Source organism: Rhodococcus sp. P1Y, assembly GCF_003641205.1.
Taxonomy (GTDB): Bacteria; Actinomycetota; Actinomycetes; order Mycobacteriales; family Mycobacteriaceae; genus Rhodococcoides.
In genome coordinates this window covers 5838619-5856983 of the sequence record NZ_CP032762.1, presented here as the reverse complement: position 1 = coordinate 5856983, position 18365 = coordinate 5838619, and the positions used below count along the sequence as shown (strand labels likewise).

The 18365-nt window shown below is 64.4% G+C and carries 19 protein-coding genes; 17 read left to right on the top strand and 2 right to left on the bottom strand.

The window, feature by feature from the left end; genetic code table 11:
* The first annotated feature begins 77 nt into the window (after positions 1-77).
* From folE to D8W71_RS27160, 14 genes are all read left to right on the top strand, one after another.
* Complete coding sequence (gene folE / locus D8W71_RS27225) at positions 78-704, top strand: GTP cyclohydrolase I FolE (RefSeq protein WP_121120008.1); 627 nt, start codon at positions 78-80, stop codon at positions 702-704.
* Positions 701-1531, top strand: coding sequence for a dihydropteroate synthase (gene folP / locus D8W71_RS27220; RefSeq protein ID WP_201265210.1), 831 nt, complete (start codon positions 701-703; stop codon positions 1529-1531). The genes folE and folP overlap by 4 nt, the downstream gene beginning before the upstream one ends.
* Entirely contained in the window at positions 1528-1896 is a 369-nt protein-coding gene (gene folB, locus D8W71_RS27215) for a dihydroneopterin aldolase (RefSeq protein WP_121118295.1), read from the top strand. The genes folP and folB overlap by 4 nt, the downstream gene beginning before the upstream one ends.
* Positions 1893-2411, top strand: a complete 519-nt coding sequence (gene folK / locus D8W71_RS27210; protein ID WP_121118293.1) for a 2-amino-4-hydroxy-6-hydroxymethyldihydropteridine diphosphokinase — start codon at positions 1893-1895, stop codon at positions 2409-2411. Before folB ends, folK begins: the two co-directional genes overlap by 4 nt.
* 5 nt (positions 2412-2416) lie before the next feature.
* On the top strand, positions 2417-2881 hold the full coding sequence (locus tag D8W71_RS27205; protein WP_201265473.1) for a DUF3180 domain-containing protein: 465 nt from the start codon (positions 2417-2419) through the stop codon (positions 2879-2881).
* 98 nt (positions 2882-2979) lie between these two features.
* Positions 2980-4353 (top strand): DUF6779 domain-containing protein, encoded by a 1374-nt coding sequence (locus tag D8W71_RS27200; RefSeq protein ID WP_121118289.1) that lies wholly within the window; start codon positions 2980-2982, stop codon positions 4351-4353.
* A gap of 134 nt (positions 4354-4487) precedes the next feature.
* Positions 4488-5456, top strand: coding sequence for a Rossmann-like and DUF2520 domain-containing protein (locus D8W71_RS27195; protein WP_121118287.1), 969 nt, complete (start codon positions 4488-4490; stop codon positions 5454-5456).
* Positions 5453-6427, top strand: coding sequence for a pantoate--beta-alanine ligase (panC, locus tag D8W71_RS27190; protein WP_236077629.1), 975 nt, complete (start codon positions 5453-5455; stop codon positions 6425-6427). Before D8W71_RS27195 ends, panC begins: the two co-directional genes overlap by 4 nt.
* Before the next feature lie 9 nt (positions 6428-6436).
* The gene (gene panD / locus D8W71_RS27185) at positions 6437-6868 is read left to right on the top strand and encodes an aspartate 1-decarboxylase (protein WP_121118285.1); all 432 of its coding nucleotides are present in this window, start codon (positions 6437-6439) and stop codon (positions 6866-6868) included.
* A gap of 2 nt (positions 6869-6870) precedes the next feature.
* On the top strand, positions 6871-7671 hold the full coding sequence (locus D8W71_RS27180) for a type III pantothenate kinase (protein ID WP_121118283.1): 801 nt from the start codon (positions 6871-6873) through the stop codon (positions 7669-7671).
* A 144-nt stretch (positions 7672-7815) separates the two neighbouring features.
* Positions 7816-8370, top strand: a complete 555-nt coding sequence (locus D8W71_RS27175; protein ID WP_201265209.1) for a cysteine dioxygenase — start codon at positions 7816-7818, stop codon at positions 8368-8370.
* The gene (locus D8W71_RS27170) at positions 8367-8822 is read left to right on the top strand and encodes a rhodanese-like domain-containing protein (RefSeq protein WP_121118281.1); all 456 of its coding nucleotides are present in this window, start codon (positions 8367-8369) and stop codon (positions 8820-8822) included. The genes D8W71_RS27175 and D8W71_RS27170 overlap by 4 nt, the downstream gene beginning before the upstream one ends.
* 27 nt (positions 8823-8849) lie before the next feature.
* Complete coding sequence (gene lysS, locus D8W71_RS27165) at positions 8850-10379, top strand: lysine--tRNA ligase (protein ID WP_442972002.1); 1530 nt, start codon at positions 8850-8852, stop codon at positions 10377-10379.
* 294 nt (positions 10380-10673) lie between these two features.
* Complete coding sequence (locus D8W71_RS27160; RefSeq protein ID WP_121118276.1) at positions 10674-13211, top strand: ATP-dependent Clp protease ATP-binding subunit; 2538 nt, start codon at positions 10674-10676, stop codon at positions 13209-13211.
* A 247-nt stretch (positions 13212-13458) separates the two neighbouring features.
* On the opposite strand, the gene D8W71_RS27155 is transcribed toward D8W71_RS27160, so the two are convergent.
* Positions 13459-14634 carry a lipase family protein gene (locus D8W71_RS27155; protein ID WP_236077628.1) on the bottom strand — a complete coding sequence of 392 codons (1176 nt, stop codon included), beginning with the start codon at positions 14632-14634 and terminating at the stop codon, positions 13459-13461.
* Positions 14635-14827: 193 nt separating this feature from the next.
* On the opposite strand from D8W71_RS27155, the gene D8W71_RS27150 reads away from it, so the two are divergent.
* On the top strand, positions 14828-16420 hold the full coding sequence (locus tag D8W71_RS27150) for an MFS transporter (protein WP_121118272.1): 1593 nt from the start codon (positions 14828-14830) through the stop codon (positions 16418-16420).
* Between the two features lie 28 nt (positions 16421-16448).
* On the opposite strand, the gene mhuD is transcribed toward D8W71_RS27150, so the two are convergent.
* Positions 16449-16757, bottom strand: coding sequence for a mycobilin-forming heme oxygenase MhuD (gene mhuD / locus D8W71_RS27145; RefSeq protein ID WP_121118270.1), 309 nt, complete (start codon positions 16755-16757; stop codon positions 16449-16451).
* A gap of 36 nt (positions 16758-16793) precedes the next feature.
* On the opposite strand from mhuD, the gene D8W71_RS27140 reads away from it, so the two are divergent.
* Positions 16794-17531, top strand: a complete 738-nt coding sequence (locus D8W71_RS27140; protein WP_121118268.1) for an alpha/beta fold hydrolase — start codon at positions 16794-16796, stop codon at positions 17529-17531.
* 5 nt (positions 17532-17536) lie between these two features.
* Entirely contained in the window at positions 17537-18343 is an 807-nt protein-coding gene (locus tag D8W71_RS27135; protein ID WP_121120004.1) for an alpha/beta fold hydrolase, read from the top strand.
* Positions 18344-18365 lie beyond the last annotated feature (22 nt).

Sequence of the window (18365 nt, the reverse complement as noted above, 5' to 3'; positions counted from 1 at the left end):
TGTGAATCGGCTCGTCGGGTTCCGATGGACCCGTGGGCCCGATCGGTGGAGGTAGAAGGTACGTGTCAGTCAGGCAGATCGACGAAGAAGGCGCTGCAGCGGAGCCGAGCGATGTTGTCGCGGTTGCGACCGGCAATACCTTCGATCAGCCGCGTGCGGAAGCTGCCGTGCGTGAACTGCTGATCGCCGTGGGTGAGGACCCGGACCGCGCCGGGCTGGTCGACACCCCTGCACGGGTGGCGCGGGCCTACCGAGAGATCTTCGGCGGGTTGTACCTCGATCCCGATTCGGTCCTCAACACGACGTTCGACGAGGGCCATCAGGAGCTCGTTCTGGTTCGCGATATCCCCATGTTCTCCACGTGCGAGCACCATCTCGTGTCGTTCCACGGTGTCGCTCACGTGGGGTACATCCCCGGCAGCAACGGCAAAGTCACCGGCCTGTCCAAGCTCGCACGCGTCGTCGACCTCTACGCCAAGCGGCCTCAGGTCCAGGAGCGTCTGACCAGTCAGATCGCGGACGCGGTGATGCGCAAGTTGGATCCGCGTGGGGCGATCGTCGTGATCGAGGCGGAGCACCTGTGCATGGCGATGCGCGGTATCCGCAAGCCGGGTGCGAGCACCACAACCTCGGCTGTGCGGGGCCTGTTCCAATCGAGTGCGGCGTCGCGGTCCGAGGCGTTGGATCTCATTCTGCGCAAATGACGTTGCCCGACGCCCCCGTGGTCATGGGGGTACTCAACGTGACCACCGACTCGTTCTCGGACGGTGGGCGCTATCTGGACGTCGAGTCGGCGGTAGCTCACGGCGTGGAGCTGCACGAGCTCGGTGTCGACATCGTCGACGTCGGCGGTGAATCGACACGCCCAGGCGCCGAACGAATCGATCCGGGTGTCGAAGCGGACCGCGTGGTCCCTGTCATTGCGGCCCTCAGCGCTCGTGGGATCACGACGAGCGTCGATACGATGCGCGCGTCGGTGGCTGCGGCGGCCATCGACGCCGGCGTGTCGATCGTCAACGACGTCTCTGGTGGACGCGCTGATCCCGACATGGCAGCCGTGGTCGCCGATGCGGGTGTGCCATGGATTTTGATGCACTGGCGATCGAACGAGGACTTCGCGCATTCGGGCGCTGCCGAGCAATACGACGATGTGGTCGCGGACGTGCGGCGGGAGCTCGAAGAACAAGTTGCGCGCGCGGTCGCGGCAGGTGTGGAGGCGTCGAACATCGTGTTGGATCCCGGTCTCGGATTCGCCAAGAACGCGCATCACAACTGGGAGTTGCTCCGAGCGATTCCTACGTTCGTCGAGCTGGGTATGCCCGTGTTGATCGGGGCGTCGCGCAAACGTTTTCTCGGATCGTTGTTGGCGAGGGACGGAGTTCCGCGCCCACCGGACGGGCGCGAGATCGCGACGGCGGTCGTCTCGGCGCTCGCTGTAGCGGGTGGTGCGTGGGGCGTCCGGGTGCATGACGCGCGTTCGAGTCTCGACGCGGTCGCCGTAGTTCGAGCGTGGCAGGGAGATGCAGGGTGAGTGACCGAATCGAGTTGCGCGGCTTGACCGTTCGCGGCAACCATGGGGTATTCGACTTCGAGAAGCGAGACGGTCAAGACTTCGTCGTCGACATCGTCGTGTGGATGGATCTCCGGCGCGCGGCTGCGACCGACGATCTGACCGAGACCATGCATTACGGCGAACTTGCCGAGGCCGCTGCCGCGATCGTGTCGGGTCCTGCGCGGGACCTCATCGAAACCGTTGCCGCCGAGATCGCGGACACAGTCATGCAGGACGAGCGTGTGGACGCCGTCGAGGTGGTGCTGCACAAGCCGTCGGCGCCTATTCCGTTGGAGTTCGCCGACGTCGCGGTCGTCGCGCACCGGACGCGGGCCGGCGCGTGAGCCGGGCGGTCCTGTCGATCGGCAGCAACGTCGGAGATTCCCTGGCCCATCTCCGCTCGGTCGCCGAGGCTCTCGGTTCACGCCTCGTCGCGGCATCCCCCGTCTATTCTTCCGCGCCCTGGGGTGGGGTCGAGCAGCAGGATTTTCTCAACGCGGTCGTCGTGGCCGAGGACGCAGATCGTGGACCGTACGAGTGGCTGGAGTTCGCCCGCGAACGTGAGGCAGCTGCCGAACGCGTTCGTGTCGTGCGGTGGGGACCGCGCAGCCTCGACGTGGACATCGTCGTGTGCCGGGATCCGGAGGACATCGTCAACCGCGACGAATCGTTGCTGTTACCGCACCCACGCGCTCACGAACGGGCATTCGTCCTGGTCCCGTGGTTGGACGTAGAACCGGACGCCACGCTGAGGGTGGGTGACGACGTCGAACCGACAGCGACGTGGCTAGGGGCCCTACCGGAGTCCGAACGCGACAGCGTGCGCAGAACCGACATGACACTGGACACGTCCGCGTGAACGAGGTGAAGCCGACCAGGGCGTGGGACCTCCTCGGGATCGGCGTTGTCGCAGCCGTCGCGACGTGGCTCCTCGTACGGTCGTTCTACGGATCCTTGCCGCCGATCTCCGTCGTCGCGGGTGGTTCGCTCTATCCGATTGCGCTCGGCGAAATGATTCTTGCGTTCGTCGTCCGGTCACGCATCGGAGGAAGCCGGATCGGCGACGGGCCACAACAGCTGCACCCCATCACCGCCGCGCGAGCTGTGGCCCTGGCCAAAGCATCCGCACTGGTGGGAGCCGCTGTGACGGGTGCGTGGGTGGGATTTCTGCTCCACGTCCTCCCACAGGCCGCGACGGTGCGAGCGGCGGCCGACGACAGGGCAGGCGCCGTCATCGGTCTCGTCGCCGCACTTGCGCTCGTCGGCGCCGCTCTGTGGCTCGAACACTGCTGCCGGACGCCCAAGGACGGGTCGGACGATCGAAGATGACATCCCTCGGGCTCACGCCGGATGATTTTCGGACTCCTGTGGCGAACCACAAACCAGCTTGACCGTTTGTCGATGACTGGGCGGTTACCCTTGGTGGCATGACCGAACCGACTCGCGCGAAAGCCGCCCGCCGCTCGCGGCGCAGTGCGAGCCAGGTCTTCATCGCTGCACTGGTCGTCTTCGGCATCGCCGCGAGTGTTCTTCTGTTGTTCAGCGAGAACATTCAATGGCTCCGCGTCGGCCTGGTGTCCGCATTGTGGGCTGCCATCGTCGGCGCCTTCGCCATGACGAAGTACCGACGCGAGTCCGTCGCCGACCAGACCAAGGCGAAAGACCTTCAGACGGTGTACGAGCTGCAGTTGGCCCGTGAGATCTCCGCCCGTCGCGAATACGAGCTCGGCGTGGAGGCTCGCGTCCGCAGCGAGGTCCAGATCGAGACCAGCGAGGTAGCTGCACTGCGAGCCGAGCTAGCGCATCTGCGAAACAACCTACAGATGCTGTTCGACGGCAACCTCCCCACCGAGAGGGTCGCTCTCCGCGCGGAAGCAACGAGAATGCAGGAACTCGGTGGTGGCCGCAACTACGACAGTTATCAGCCCGCGCCCTCGGGTCTGTACATACCTGGCCGTCAGGGCGTACCCGGGACGAACGGCGCAGAGCATGGTCCGGTCGCCGCGCCTCAGGCCGCCGACGACCCGACTCCCGCTGGGTCTGTGCCGGGATTGGCAACCCCGTACGACGAACCCGTCACCGCCGAAACGTCCATCTTGTTCCCCGACACCCCGATCGGGACCGAGCCACCTCGGGGATATGGTCCCGACTCGGGCCGAGTGCCGCCGTCCCGACGCCCAGAACCACGCGTTCCCGGTGGTGGTAGGCGAGTTCCGACGCCGCCGCGTGCATCGGGCCCGTCGCAGGATTCCAACTTTCCGGCGTACGCCGGGACCTCGTCCGTCGGCGATCCCGAGCCGTTCGTCGCCGCGCAGGCGTACGTCGAGTCCGCCGGCCCAGTCAACGACTTCGATGCACCTCCTGCCGCCTCGTACCAGGAGGCCGTGCCGGAGCCCGGCGCCGACGACCATGTAGCTCCGGTTCCGGTCGAACCGTCGACCAGTAGCGATACCTGGGGCGGTTACCTGCCCGAGCCCGAGCCCGAAGCGGTGCAGAGCCAAGGTGGGTGGAGCAACCTCGACAACGCGGCTGTCCCGGATTCGCACGACCCGCAGCCTGTGGCCGACCCGCAGCCTGTGGCCGACCCGCAGCCTGTGGTCGATCAGGAGTCCACCGACGCATCGTCAGGCAACTGGGACCTGCCCGAGCCCACTCCTCGCCGCCGGCGACGCGCTCAACCCGACTCTCCAGAGAACTCGGGAGCCCACTCCAACGGTCGGTCGGTCGCCGAGATCATGGCAGGCCTGCAGTCAGGTGACAGCGAACCCTCCGAGCGCAGGCACCGTCGTCGCGCGGATTGATCGTTCACCTCCGGTCGGGTGAAGTAGATCACTGCTCAGCGCGGTAGCAGGTGCGGTGGCCCTACCGCTATCCTTCGTTCAGGACGTCCGGTACCCGCAGCGCGGGACTGGAACGAACGAGAGGAAGTACATCGGTGACCTCATCCGAGTTCACTGCCGACCCTGCCCCTGCGCGTTTGACGGTGGGAATCGTCTCTGCAGGACGTGTGGGAACGGCGTTAGGCGAGGCGCTGGAGCGCGTCGGGCATCTCGTGGTCGGTTGTTCGGCTGTGTCGGAGGATTCGCGGCACCGCGCGGCGACGCGGTTGCCCGATTCCCAGATTCTTCCGATCGACGAGGTCGCGACCCGAGCTGAGCTGCTCGTGTTGTCGGTCCCTGACTACGAACTTGCTTCGCTCGCATCAGGACTCGCGGCGACGGGTGTGATCGCACCGGGGAAGCTAGTGGTTCATACCTCCGGCGCCAACGGGATCGGCGTGCTCGCACCGCTGACCGCCCTCGGTGCAATTCCGCTCGCCATTCATCCTGCGATGACGTTCACCGGTCATTCGGAGGACACGGACCGGCTCGCCTCCGCGTGCTTCGGCATCACCGCGTCCGACGAGATCGGCTACGCCGTCGCGCAGGCACTGGTGTTGGAGTTGGGCGGCGAACCCGTACACGTGGCCGAGGCCAACCGTGCGCTCTATCACGCAGCCCTCGCGCATGGTTCGAACCATCTCGTCACGTTGATCGCCGATGCAGTCGACGCATTGCGCGTGGCCCTGGACGGCCCCGGCTTTCCCGGCATCGACCCAGAACCCGACATCTACGCAGAACCCGGCTCGGAGCGCATCGCGCGGAGTGAGCCGGGAAACGCACTGGCGCAGCGTGTTCTGGCGCCGTTGGTGACGGCAGCGCTCGAGAACGTGCTTCGGAGCGGCCAGTCGGCACTGACCGGGCCCGTTGCTCGCGGTGACCTGGGTGCCGTGCGGAAACACCTCGAAGTGTTGACAGCGGTGGATCCGCGCATTGCGGCCGGCTACCGCGCATTGTCCTTGCGTTCGGCGCAAAGAGTCGATGCCGGAGCCGAACTCGTCGAATTTCTGGAAGGTGAACAATGACGCTCGCAGGAACTTACAAGGCGGGCGAACTGACCGTCCATCACGATCCCGCGGTGGTGACGTCGGTCTCGAAAGCTCTACGGGCAGTGGGTAAGACGGTGGCGCTCGTTCCCACCATGGGCGCATTGCACGCGGGTCACATCCACCTCGTGCGGCAGGCGAAGCGCACCGGCTCGGTGGTGATCGTGTCGATCTTCGTCAACCCACTGCAGTTCGGCGTCGGCGAGGATCTCGACGCCTACCCTCGGACGCTCGAATCCGACGTCGAACTGCTGAAAGAGGAAGGCGTCGAGCTCGTGTTCGCGCCGTCGGTCTCCGACATGTATCCGGCGGGACCACGAACGACGGTCCATCCAGGGCCGCTGGGTAGCGAGCTCGAAGGTGCGTCGCGGCCGACGCACTTCGCGGGAATGCTCACCGTGGTCGCGAAGCTCCTTCAGCTCGCGTCACCTCATGCGGCGTATTTCGGCGAGAAGGACTATCAGCAACTGACCCTCATCCGGCAGATGGTGCGGGATCTGAATTTCGACGTGAAGATATTCGGCGTACCCACTGTGCGAGAGCAGGACGGCCTCGCGTTGTCCTCGCGTAACCGGTATCTCGATGCGTCGCAACGGGAAGCGGCCATGGTGCTGTCCGCGGCCTTGGTAGCGGGCGCGCATGCAGCGGCCGGGGGAGCGGACGCGATCCTCGCCACAGCGCGCGGTGTGCTCGATGCGGTCCCCGAGGTCGCCGTCGACTACCTCGAACTGCGAGGCGTCGACCTGGGTGACGCGCCGGAGCGCGGTGACGGCAGGTTGCTGGTCGCGGCGAAGGTCGGCGCAACCAGATTGATCGACAACGTGGGGGTTGCGGTCGGCACCGGTTTCCTCGAAGCAGGAGTGGAGCCCGCGGAACGACCCGGTTTGGGCATGGCAGTGGAGCCCGCGGAACGACCTGATTTGGGCAATGCAGTGGATCGACGGAGCTAGGGAGAGAAAATGTTTCGCACGATGATGAAGTCGAAGATTCATCGCGCCACGGTGACGCATGCAGACCTGCACTACGTCGGCTCGGTCACCGTGGACCAGGATCTGATGGACGCAGCTGATCTTCTCGAAGGCGAGCAGGTGACCATCGTCGATATCGACAACGGGGCGCGGCTCGAGACGTACGTGATCACTGGTGAGCGAGGCAGTGGAGTCATCGGAATCAACGGCGCTGCAGCACATCTGGTCAACCCGGGTGATCTGGTGATTCTGATCGCCTACGGCGTGATGAACGAGCAGGAATGCAAGGACTACGCGCCGCGAGTGGTGTTCGTCGACGAGAAGAACGCACCTGTCGATCTCGGGACCGATCCAGCGCATGCGCCCGAGGGCTCCGGATTGATCACCCCGAGGACGCTGCGCGCGGACTCGGTTCTGGTGTAGCGATGCTGCTCGCAGTCGACATTCGGAACACGTCGACGACCCTCGGCTTGTTCAGCGGTAGCGGCGATCACGCAAAACTTCTTCGCGACTGGAGGATGCGCACCGATCCTCGCGTCACCGCCGACGAGTTGGCTCTGATGTTGCGCGGTCTCATCGGCAACGACGTGGAGCAGATCACCGGTGTGTCCGCGCTGTCGACCGTGCCGTCGATCCTGCGTGAGACGCGAACGATGCTGGGAAGGTACTGGAACCACGTTCCCCACGTCGTCGTCGAACCCGGTGTTCGAACCGGTGTGCCGTTGCTCGTCGACAACCCCAAGGAAGTGGGTGCCGACCGGATCGTGAACACCCTCGCTGCACACGATTTGTACGGAAGTGCCTGCATCGTCGTGGATTTCGGCACCACGACCTGCGTAGACGTCGTCTCGGCCAAGGGGGAATTTCTCGGCGGAGCTATCGCGCCGGGTCTGGAAGTGTCAGCTGCGGCGATGTCGTCCAGGTCGGCCGCGCTGCGCGAGGTCGAACTCCTGCGGCCACGATCGGTGGTCGGCAAGAACACGGTCGAGTGCATGCAGGCGGGTGCAGTCTTCGGGTTCGCGGGGCTGGTCGATGGTCTCGTCGGGCGAGTGAGGCGGGAGCTGCCCGAGTTCTCCGGCACCGACGTCGCGGTGATCGGAACGGGAGACAGTGCGCCGCTGATCATGGCCGAGAGTTCGGCGATCGAGCATCACGAACCAGACCTGACGCTCGAAGGGCTGAGGCTGGTGTTCGAGCGTAATCAAGCGAAACGACGCGTGCGCTAGCCAAATTCGGAGTGCTGTGCCAGAATCTTCACCGTGATGACGTGCATGGGACCCCAGGAGTGTTGTCGAGGCTGACCGCTGCCTCGTTCAATTACCGATCCTGGAGTAGTTTCCGTGCTTTCCACACCTGTCTTTTCTGGATCTGTGTTCCCGTCATCTGCCCCGCACCTGACGCTTCCCACACGCCTGCGTCCGCACGACCTGCTGCGGATCACCGATCAGGGTGCATCCGAAGTCCTCGAAGGTCGCTTCGATCACCTCCTTCCCGACGGTGGTGCCTGGCCGACCGACGAACGGTGGTCCACCCGCCTGCATACCGATGACGACCTGGATGTCTGGCTCATCAGTTGGGTTCCCGATCGTTCCACCGAGCTGCACGATCACGCCGGGTCGCTCGGTGCGCTCACAGTTCTCAGCGGCTCCCTCGTCGAACATCGTTGGGCGGGTGTCGGTCTCAAGCGTCGTCGCCTCGAGGCAGGGGACCAGGCCTCGTTCCCGCTCGGTTGGGTGCACGACGTGATGAGGGCACCGGCGTCCATCGCTCCCGCGCCTGCGGACGAGTTGCTGACCCCGACACTGAGCGTGCACGCGTACTCGCCACCGTTGACCGCGATGTCGTACTACGAGGTGACCGACAAGTCCTCTTTACGAAGAACCCGAACCGAGCTGACCGACGAGCCCGAAGGACCCTCGAAATGACCACTGCCGCTCCCGTCGGTCCAACGCGCAGAACGATCGTCGAGCTCTTGGAGGAGGCGCGCACCAAGATTCAGCGAATGACCGTCTTCGAACTGCGAGACGCAGTCGCGCGCGGCGCGATCGTCGTCGACATCAGGCCACAGGCGCAGCGAGCCATCGAAGGGACGCTGCCGGGAGCACTCGCCATCGAACGCAACGTCCTCGAGTGGCGTCTCGACCCGACGTCGGATGCGCGCCTCGCGGCCGCCGTCGATCACGGTGTCGAGTGGATAGTCATCTGCTCCGAGGGATACACCTCGTCGCTGGCGGCAGCGTCGCTGCAGGAACTGGGGTTGTCCAAGGCCACCGACCTGGTCGGTGGCTACCAGGCACTCAAGTCCGCAGGTCTGCTCGGCGTTCTGACCAAGGCCCAGCACTGCGTTCGTGAGGCCGAGGCCGTCACCGCGCACTGATTCTGTCTTTGTCGCACGTGACAGATAATGTGTGTGCCTGTGACTGACGCAGCCGCCCCGACGACCGACGACACTCCGGAACAGCTACGGATTCGTCGTGCCAAGCGGGACCGCCTGCTCGAACAGGGGCGGGAGGCCTATCCGGTCTCCGTCCCGCGGACCCACTCTCTCCGTCAGGTCCGCGATCTCTTTCCGAGCCTCGAGGCCGACACCACGACGGGTCAACTCGTCGGCGTCGCCGGCCGAGTCATCTTCGTTCGAAACACCGGCAAGCTGTGTTTCGCCACGCTGCAAGAAGGCGACGGCACCCAGCTGCAAGCGATGATCAGCCTCGCCGGTGTGGGCGAGGATGCACTAGCGGCATGGAAGTCGGACGTCGACCTCGGCGACTTCGTCTTCGTCCACGGTGAGGTCATCTCCAGCCGCCGTGGTGAGCTCAGCGTGATGGCGGACGCATGGCAGATCGCGTCCAAGGCACTTCGCCCGTTGCCCGTCGCGCACAAGGAATTGAACGAGGAGACGCGGATTCGTCAGCGTTACCTCGACCTGATCACGCGTCCCGAGGCTCGTGAGGTCGCTCGCAAGCGGGTCGCGGTCGTTCGCGAGTTGCGCGCCGCCCTCGAACGGAGGGGCTTCCTCGAAGTCGAGACCCCGATGCTGCAAACGCTGCACGGAGGCGCTGCTGCCAGGCCGTTCGTCACGCACTCCAACGCCCTCGACACCGACCTGTACCTGCGCATCGCTCCGGAACTGTTCCTCAAGCGCTGCGTGGTCGGCGGCATCGAGAAGGTCTTCGAGATCAACAGGAATTTCCGCAACGAGGGCGCTGACTCGTCGCACTCGCCCGAGTTCGCGATGCTCGAGACCTACGAGGCATACGGCACCTACGACGACTCGGCAACGATGACGCGCGAGCTCATCCAGGAGGTCGCGCAGGCGGCTCTTGGATCGCAGATCGTCCTCCTCCCCGACGGCACCACGTACGACTTGAGCGGCGAGTGGACGACCCTCGAGATGTACCCGTCGTTGTCCGAGGCCATCGGCGTCGATGTCACCCCCGAGACGTCCGTCGAGGAACTTCTCTCGCTGGCCGAGAAGGTCGGGCTCGACGTTCCTCGCAAGGACGGTAAGCCCATCTACGGCCACGGCAAGCTAGTGGAAGAGTTGTGGGAGCACCAGGTCGGCGACGACTTGTTCGCGCCGACCTTCGTCCGCGACTTCCCCGTCGAGACCTCGCCGTTGACCCGTCAGCACCGCAGCAAGCCCGGTATCACCGAGAAGTGGGACCTCTACATCCGTGGATTCGAGCTGGCCACCGGGTACTCCGAGCTCGTCGACCCGGTCATTCAGCGGGAACGTTTCGAGGACCAGGCGCGTCAGGCCGCAGCGGGTGACGACGAGGCGATGGTGCTCGACGAGGACTTCCTCGCCGCGATGGAACAGGGGATGCCGCCGACGACCGGAACAGGAATGGGAATCGATCGGTTGCTCATGACGCTGACCGGTCTGGGTATCCGAGAGACCATTCTGTTCCCGATCGTCAAGCCACAGCTCTGAGGTAAGCGTGTTCGCCAGCAGCGGACACGAAAGTGGAAACGATTTGAGCTCTGCCCGCGTTATGAACGGTAAGCAGGCACATTGGGAGCCCGTACCGGCGAGAATCGTCTGTACAAAGGGGGACCGAGGGTCGGCAAGTGAACCACCGGCCAACTACAGTGGAGCTGGAGGCGCAGACGCTTCGGCGTAGGCGCGACACCTTCAATGCCGAGCGACCCCGTGTCACTGGAACCTGTGGTGCTGGAAAGACCTGGTGGGTGAGTACGACCACCCACCGAGAAGTGAGGGAGAGCGATGTTCGAGAGGTTCACCGATCGCGCGCGGCGTGTTGTCGTCCTGGCACAAGAAGAAGCCCGGATGCTCAACCACAACTACATCGGCACGGAGCACATCCTGCTCGGTCTCATCCACGAGGGTGAGGGCGTCGCAGCGAAGTCTTTGGAGTCGCTGGGTATCTCCCTTGAAGGAGTCCGCAGCCAGGTCGAGGAGATCATCGGTCAGGGCCAGCAGGCTCCGTCCGGTCATATTCCCTTCACCCCGCGCGCCAAGAAAGTACTAGAGCTCAGCCTGCGTGAAGCGCTGCAGCTCGGACACAATTACATCGGCACCGAGCACATTCTGCTGGGTCTGATCCGCGAAGGCGAAGGCGTCGCGGCTCAGGTACTGGTCAAGCTCGGCGCCGACCTCAACCGGGTGCGTCAGCAGGTCATTCAGCTGCTGTCGGGCTACCAGGGCAAGGAACCGTCCGAATCAGGAAGCAGCCGCGGCGAAGCGGGCACCCCGTCCACCTCGCTCGTGCTCGACCAGTTCGGTCGCAACCTGACCCAGGCCGCACTCGAAGGCAAGCTCGACCCGGTCATCGGCCGCGCAAAGGAAATCGAGCGCGTCATGCAGGTCCTGAGTCGTCGTACCAAGAACAACCCTGTTCTCATCGGCGAGCCCGGTGTGGGTAAGACCGCAGTCGTCGAGGGCCTCGCGCAGGCCATCGTCAACGGCGAGGTCCCCGAGACTCTCAAGGACAAGCAGCTCTACACCCTCGACCTCGGGTCGCTGGTTGCAGGCAGCCGTTACCGCGGTGACTTCGAGGAGCGTCTGAAGAAGGTTCTCAAGGAGATCAACACCCGCGGCGACATCATCTTGTTCATCGACGAGCTGCACACCCTGGTGGGTGCGGGCGCGGCCGAGGGCGCCATTGACGCGGCCTCGATCCTCAAGCCGAAGCTCGCTCGTGGTGAACTCCAGACGATTGGTGCGACCACCCTCGACGAGTACCGCAAGTACATCGAGAAGGATGCTGCACTCGAGCGTCGTTTCCAGCCCGTGCAGGTCGGTGAGCCGACCGTCGAGCACACCATCGAGATCCTCAAGGGTCTGCGCGATCGCTACGAGGCTCACCACCGCGTCTCGATCACGGACGGTGCACTCGTCGCGGCAGCTACATTGGCCGATCGGTACATCAACGACAGGTTCCTGCCGGACAAGGCAATCGACCTCATCGACGAAGCGGGCGCACGGATGCGTATCCGCCGGATGACCGCGCCGCCAGACCTGCGCGAGTTCGACGACAAGATCGCCGACGCTCGTCGGGAGAAGGAATCGGCGATCGACGCGCAGGACTTCGAGAAGGCCGCGAACCTGCGCGATAAGGAAAAGCAGCTTGTTCAGCAGCGCGCCGAGCGTGAAAAGCAGTGGCGTTCCGGCGACCTCGACGTCATCGCCGAGGTCGACGACGAGCAGATCGCCGAGGTCCTTGGAAACTGGACCGGCATCCCCGTCTTCAAGCTCACCGAGGAGGAGACCACCCGTCTGCTCCGCATGGAAGACGAGCTGCACAAGCGCATCATCGGACAGGTCGAGGCTGTCAAGGCCGTCTCCAAGGCCATCCGTCGTACGCGTGCAGGTCTGAAGGATCCCAAGCGTCCGTCCGGATCGTTCATCTTCGCCGGCCCGTCCGGCGTCGGTAAGACCGAGCTGTCCAAGGCGCTGGCGAACTTCCTGTTCGGCGAGGACGACGCGCTCATTCAGATCGACATGGGCGAGTTCCACGACCGCTTCACCGCGTCGCGGCTGTTCGGTGCTCCTCCCGGATACGTCGGTTACGAAGAGGGCGGCCAGCTCACCGAGAAGGTCCGTCGTAAGCCGTTCTCCGTCGTGCTGTTCGACGAGATCGAGAAGGCCCACCAGGAGATCTACAACACCCTCCTGCAGGTGCTCGAAGACGGCCGTCTCACCGACGGCCAGGGACGCACGGTCGACTTCAAGAACACCGTGCTCATCTTCACCTCGAACCTCGGTACCTCGGACATCTCGAAGGCAGTCGGCCTCGGATTCTCCTCAGGAGAAGGCACCGGCTCGAACTACGAGCGGATGAAGCTCAAGGTCAACGACGAGCTGAAGAAGCATTTCCGCCCGGAGTTCCTGAACCGTATCGACGACATCGTCGTGTTCCACCAGCTCACCAAGGACGAGATCATCCAGATGGTCGATCTCATGCTCAACCGAGTCGAGGGTGCGCTCAAGAACAAGGACATGGCGATCGAGGTCACCGAGAAGGCGAAGTCGCTTCTCGCCAAGCGCGGATTCGACCCGGTCCTGGGTGCGCGGCCGCTGCGTCGCACCATCCAGCGCGAGATCGAGGATCAGCTGTCGGAGAAGATCCTCTTCGGAGAGATCGAAGCCGGACAGATCATCCTGGTCGACGTCGAGAACTGGGACGGCGAAGGCCAAGGCGAGGACGCGAAGTTCACGTTCCGCGGTGAGAAGAAGGCAATCATCGTTCCCGACGAGGTTCCGGTCGACCTGGCCAAGGCCTCGGGCGACGACGGAGAGTAAGTCTCCAGGTTCCAACTGAACGGACCGCACTCCTTACGGGGTGCGGTCCGTTTTGCTGTCACGGACCGGTGGCCGTCTGGCCGCCCGGGCGATCGCTTGAATGGCCCATTCATACGGTCAGATAGAGTGCGGGGTCCATTCAAGCGGGGGACCGCCGGCCTCGCGATCGCTTGAATGGTCCATTCATACGGTCAGATAGCGTGCGGGGTCCATTCAAGCCGGGGGACCGGCCGCCCGGGACGAACCGTCAGCTCGCGAGCACCCGTGCGATGAAGGGCATGACATCGGCATAGGCGATCAGCCCACCCGGCGCATGATTGGCTCCGGGGACGGGGACCGACGGGATCGGGTACTCGATATACGTCAGGTCCGTGAAACCTGCGGCAGTCCATCGGTCCCGAAGGGTTCGGCTTTGTTGCACGGGCACGGTGTCGTCGGACATGGATTGAGACAACAGGACCGGCGCGCTCGGCCGACCGTAGCCGACGGCATTGAGAGCGATGAGTGAGGCCGCTGGTTCGTCTTTCAGGTTCTCGCCCAGTGATCGGCCGTCGGAGGTGATGTCGGCCGACCGGAAGGCGCGATTGGCGGCGGGATCCGTCGAGCACCAGTTCTGTGAAGCGTCGAGGAGTTCTCTACCCGCGGGGTTGAACTGTCGGAGAATTGCGTCGGCACTCTCGGGGTAGGCGTTGACCAACCCGTCGACGGCGTAGAGCAGCGCCGGAGCGAGGGAACTGTTGTCGAGGTTGTCGACGTTGAGCGACGGGTCGGCGGGCGGTGCACCGACGTAGCTGCCACGGATGTCGAGTTCGGGTGCATACGAGGACTCGAGTTCCGCAGCCGAGCCTGCAGCGTGTCCTCCTTCGGAGTAGCCGAACAAGACGACGGGTGCTCCGGTGTTCCCGACGCCTGCGCGCGCGACATCGAGTAGGGCGTGACCGGCGTCGAGACGATTGAGGTAGGTGTGGCCGCCGGGTGTGCCGAGTCCTCGGTAGTCGGTGGCAGCGACGGCGTAGCCGGCAAGGAGCAGGGGGAGCACCGCGGGCGACGAGCCGATGGTCCCGAGTACAGCGGAGCCTGCACACCGGTCGGCCATGCCGGAGGTACCGGGGGCGTAGGCGATGACGGGGCGAGGGCCGGGTCCTGGCCAGGGTGCCTGCGGCGTCATGGTGTAGCCGGACACGACCATCGGATCACCGTGCGTGTCGGTGGAGGTGTACAGAATGCGTTCGATGTCGACTCCGAGACCTTCTCCCAAGGGAGGCCCGACGTGCGAACGTCGGACGATGTCACCGCCTGCGTGCGCTCCGGCGTCGATCACGGGTGTGGAATAGAACTCGGCCAAAGGTTGGGCCGTGGCGGGAGCAGCAGCGAGCGCGGTGACGGCGAGAGCGGCAACGACAGCGAATCGGAAGGCGGTCACGGCGGTCAGGCTAGACCGGCTGCGACTGGTTCGCCAGCGCAACGACCGATCGGAGCGTGACTCGCGGTACCGGTGAGCATCGCTTGCATGGACCCTTGTAGCTATTCGTTCGTATCGATGGACCATTCAAGCGGTCATAGTTCGCACTAAACAGGTGAGGCACGACCGGTCGTACTGGGCTTGACTGACCCTTGTGACTACCGCCTCGAAGACTCCGGCCCGGGCAGGGCTTGTCTTGTTCGTCCTCATCCTCGTCGCCGCCGTGGCGAACTTGAATTTGGCGGTTGCGAATGTCGCGCTACCCGAGATCGGACGTGATTTCGACGCCAGCCAAACCCAGCTGAACCTCATTGCGGTGGCGTATTCGTTGGGGCTTGCGGGATCCGTGCTCTACCTGGGTGCACTCGGTGACCGGTACGGACGCAAGCTCCTGTTGGTTCTGGGCATGGCGCTGTCCATCCCGGCCTGCGTCATCGCGAGCATCGCACCGAACTTCGAGGTGCTCTTCGGTGCTCGGTTGCTCGGCGGGTTGTCCGCTGGACTTGCGTACCCGACGACTCTTGCGTTGATCACCGCGCTGTGGTCGGGCACCGCGCGGACCAAGGCCATCGCACTGTGGTCGGCGCTCGGGGGTGCTCTGTCGGCGCTGGGCCCACTCTTGTCCGGGGCGCTGCTCGAGAAGTTCCATTGGGGGTCGGTGTTCATCGCGACTCTGCCATTGGCATTTCTTGCTCTCGTACTCGCGGTGGTGTTCGTGCCGGCTCACGTCAACGAGACTTCGGACCCGGTGGACAACCTCGGCGGCATGGTGTCCGTCGTGTTCATTGCGGCGCTCGTTCTGAGCATCAACTTCGCCCCGGTCGACGGAATGGGCACGCTGGCAATCGGGTTGGGTGCCATCGCTGTCGCTGCCGGAGCTGTGTTCGTCTTCAGACAGTCCCGCGCGAAGTTCCCTCTCTACGATCTGCGCATCGCGCGCCGACGCACTTTCTGGGCCGCGGGACTCGCAGGAATCATCGTGTTCGGTTCGCTGATGGGTGTGATCTTCGTCGGGCAGCAGTTCCTGCAGAACGTCCTCGAGTACTCGACGCTCGCCGCTGGTGCATCGACGCTGCCCGCGGCACTGGCGATGGTCATCGTGGCACCGCAATCGGCGAAACTCGTCGAATCCCGCGGGTCCCGGTTCACTCTGCTGCTGGGCTACCTCTTCATCGTCGCCGGATTGGTGGTGGCATGGGCGACATGGAAGGAAGGAGTGTCGTACGGATTCATCGCGGCGAGTTACGCGTTGCTGGGGATAGGCGTCGGGTTCGCCGGGACGCCCGCGTCACGTTCGCTGACTGGTTCGGTACCGGTTGATCGTGCTGGAATGGCCTCCGGCACTGCGGATTTGCAGCGCGACCTGGGAGGCGCGATTATGCAGTCGACGCTCGGCGCCCTCCTCACTGCAGGCTACGCCGCGTCGTTGACGTCGCAGATCGCCGATTCGCCGCAGGCGGGGACCATCAGCGACGAAACCCAGGCGGTCTTGACGAAGTCGTTCTCCTCCGCAGCAGATCTGGCCGAGCGCTATCCGCAGTACGGGGAGCAGATCATCACCGCTGCGAGGCAAGCATTCGAGGACGGTGACCAGAAGTCCTACGCCGCAGCCATACTCGTCGTCGTGGTGGGTGCCGTCATCGTCTCCTTCGCGTATCCGAAGCACGACGAGGAGAAGAGGTTGCTCGCGCACTACAGCTCGGAGGACAGGGAACCCATCGATACGGCATCCCCCGAAAACGGTTAGCCTCCTGTGAAGGCGCCGTCGGTCTCGGTCAGCTCTTGGCGGGCACGTCGAGAACGACCTCGAATTCGAGTAGCGAGGCACCCGAAGCCACTGGTTTCGCGCGCTCACCGGAATGCGCAGCTTTCGCGGGGCCGGCTGCCCACGCCTGAAACGCCTCCTCGGTTTCCCACTGCGTCACGACGAAGTAGCGGTCCTCGCCCTTGACCGGACGCAGGAGCTGGAAACCAAGGAACCCGGCCGAACCTTCGACGGCACTCGCTCGCGCGGCGAACCGCTTCTCCAGCTCGGGGCCGGCACCGGCGGGAACTTCGATTGCGTTGATCTTCACGACTGCCATGCCGGAAAGGTTACCTGCGCGGCTACCATCGCTGTGATGTTGCACGACGAGGGTGGAGACGGCGATCCGATCCTTCTGCTGCACGGGCTCATGGGCAGTGCGCGAACGTGGCGCCGTCAGATTCCCTGGTTGCGCCGCTATGGCCACGTGTACACCTACGACGCACCAGGCCACGGACGCCCGCCTCCCGCGGCCTTGACCACGGAAGCCTTCGTCGAGGATCTGAGCGTCCACGCCGAGGAGATCGGCCGGGCAACCGTCGTCGGACATTCCATGGGCTCGTTGCACGGCTGGTGTCTGGCGGCTGCCAGGCCGGAACTGGTGGCTGCACTCGTCGTCGAGGACATCGCACCGGACTTTCGCGGACGCACCGCGGACGCGTGGGCCGCCATGATCGAGAGCTGGCCCCAGCCGTTCCCGACCGAGGTAGCCGTGCGGGAGTACTTCGGAGATGTCGCGGGGCAGTACTTCCTTGATTCGTTCGAGCGGCGTCCGGACGGTTGGTATCTGCACGGCGACGTCGCGACCTTCGAGGCCATCTCCTCGGAATGGGGTACGAGGCACTTCTGGGCCGAGTGGGAATCCGTCGACGTGCCGTCCCTGCTGGTCGAAGGTGAGTTCGGCATCACACCGAAGGGTCAGATGGAGGAAATGTCCCGACGAAACCCCAAGTCGGAGTACGTCTCGGTACCTGGGGCAGCGCACCTGATCCACGACGAGAGGCCGGAAGAATATCGCGAGGTCGTGACGGCATTCCTGCGCCGATTACGATGACGCGAATGCCGACGGCGAAGATCAACGGAATCGATATCAACTACGACGTCAAGGGCACGGGGCCCCTCGTGGTGCTGGTGATGGGCACCGGCAGCCCAGGGCGAGTGTGGCAGGCGCATCAGGTCCCAGCTCTCGTGAACGCCGGGTTCCAGGTGGTCACCTTCGATAATCGCGGGATCTCGCCGTCGTTCGAACCCGGTCGTGGAATGGTTCTCGACGACTTGGTTGCCGACACGGCTGCGCTCATCGAACATCTCGGCGGAATGCGCGCGCGGGTGGTCGGAACGTCGATGGGGTCGCGGGTCACTCAGGAGCTGGCACTCGCGCGTCCCGACCTCGTGTCACACGCCGTCATGATGGCAACGTACGGGCGAGTGTCGCCGATGCAGAAGGCGTGGTTTCAGGGTGAGCGTGATCTCTACGACGCGGGTATCACGCTGCCGGATTCCTACCGCGCGGCGATGACCGCGATGAACAACTTCTCGCCTGCCACGCTGCGAGACGAGAAGGTTATCGGGGATTGGCTTGCAGTGCTGGAGTTCTCGGGCGGAAAGCGCACAGCCGGAACCCGGGCTCAGATCGGGCTCGAGATGCGCGCAGGCTCGGAACGGCTTACCGCCTACCGAAAGATCACGGCCAAATCGCTCGTCGTCGGGTTCGCGGACGACAGACTCATCCCTGTTCACCTGAGTCGCGAGGTCGCACAGGCGATTCCGGGTGCGCGCTACGAAGAGGTCGCGGACACCGGTCATTTCGGTTATCTCGAACGACCCGAGGTCGTCAACAAAATCCTCGTGGACTTCTTGCGCTGACGCGCCCGTGCGCGCGTAATGA

Excerpts from the sequence above, each read along its gene's own strand:
- panC (WP_236077629.1), top strand. The coding sequence starts at position 5,453 with ATGACGCTCGCAGGAACTTACAAGGCGGGCGAACTGACCGTCCATCAC.
- mhuD (WP_121118270.1), bottom strand. The coding sequence starts at position 16,757 with ATGGCAGTCGTGAAGATCAACGCAATCGAAGTTCCCGCCGGTGCCGGC.
- D8W71_RS27180 (WP_121118283.1), top strand. The coding sequence starts at position 6,871 with ATGCTGCTCGCAGTCGACATTCGGAACACGTCGACGACCCTCGGCTTG.
- D8W71_RS27140 (WP_121118268.1), top strand. The coding sequence starts at position 16,794 with ATGTTGCACGACGAGGGTGGAGACGGCGATCCGATCCTTCTGCTGCAC.
- folP (WP_201265210.1), top strand. The coding sequence starts at position 701 with ATGACGTTGCCCGACGCCCCCGTGGTCATGGGGGTACTCAACGTGACC.
- panD (WP_121118285.1), top strand. The coding sequence starts at position 6,437 with ATGTTTCGCACGATGATGAAGTCGAAGATTCATCGCGCCACGGTGACG.
- lysS (WP_442972002.1), top strand. The coding sequence starts at position 8,850 with ATGTGTGTGCCTGTGACTGACGCAGCCGCCCCGACGACCGACGACACT.
- D8W71_RS27200 (WP_121118289.1), top strand. The coding sequence starts at position 2,980 with ATGACCGAACCGACTCGCGCGAAAGCCGCCCGCCGCTCGCGGCGCAGT.
- D8W71_RS27170 (WP_121118281.1), top strand. The coding sequence starts at position 8,367 with ATGACCACTGCCGCTCCCGTCGGTCCAACGCGCAGAACGATCGTCGAG.
- D8W71_RS27135 (WP_121120004.1), top strand. The coding sequence starts at position 17,537 with ATGCCGACGGCGAAGATCAACGGAATCGATATCAACTACGACGTCAAG.
- D8W71_RS27160 (WP_121118276.1), top strand. The coding sequence starts at position 10,674 with ATGTTCGAGAGGTTCACCGATCGCGCGCGGCGTGTTGTCGTCCTGGCA.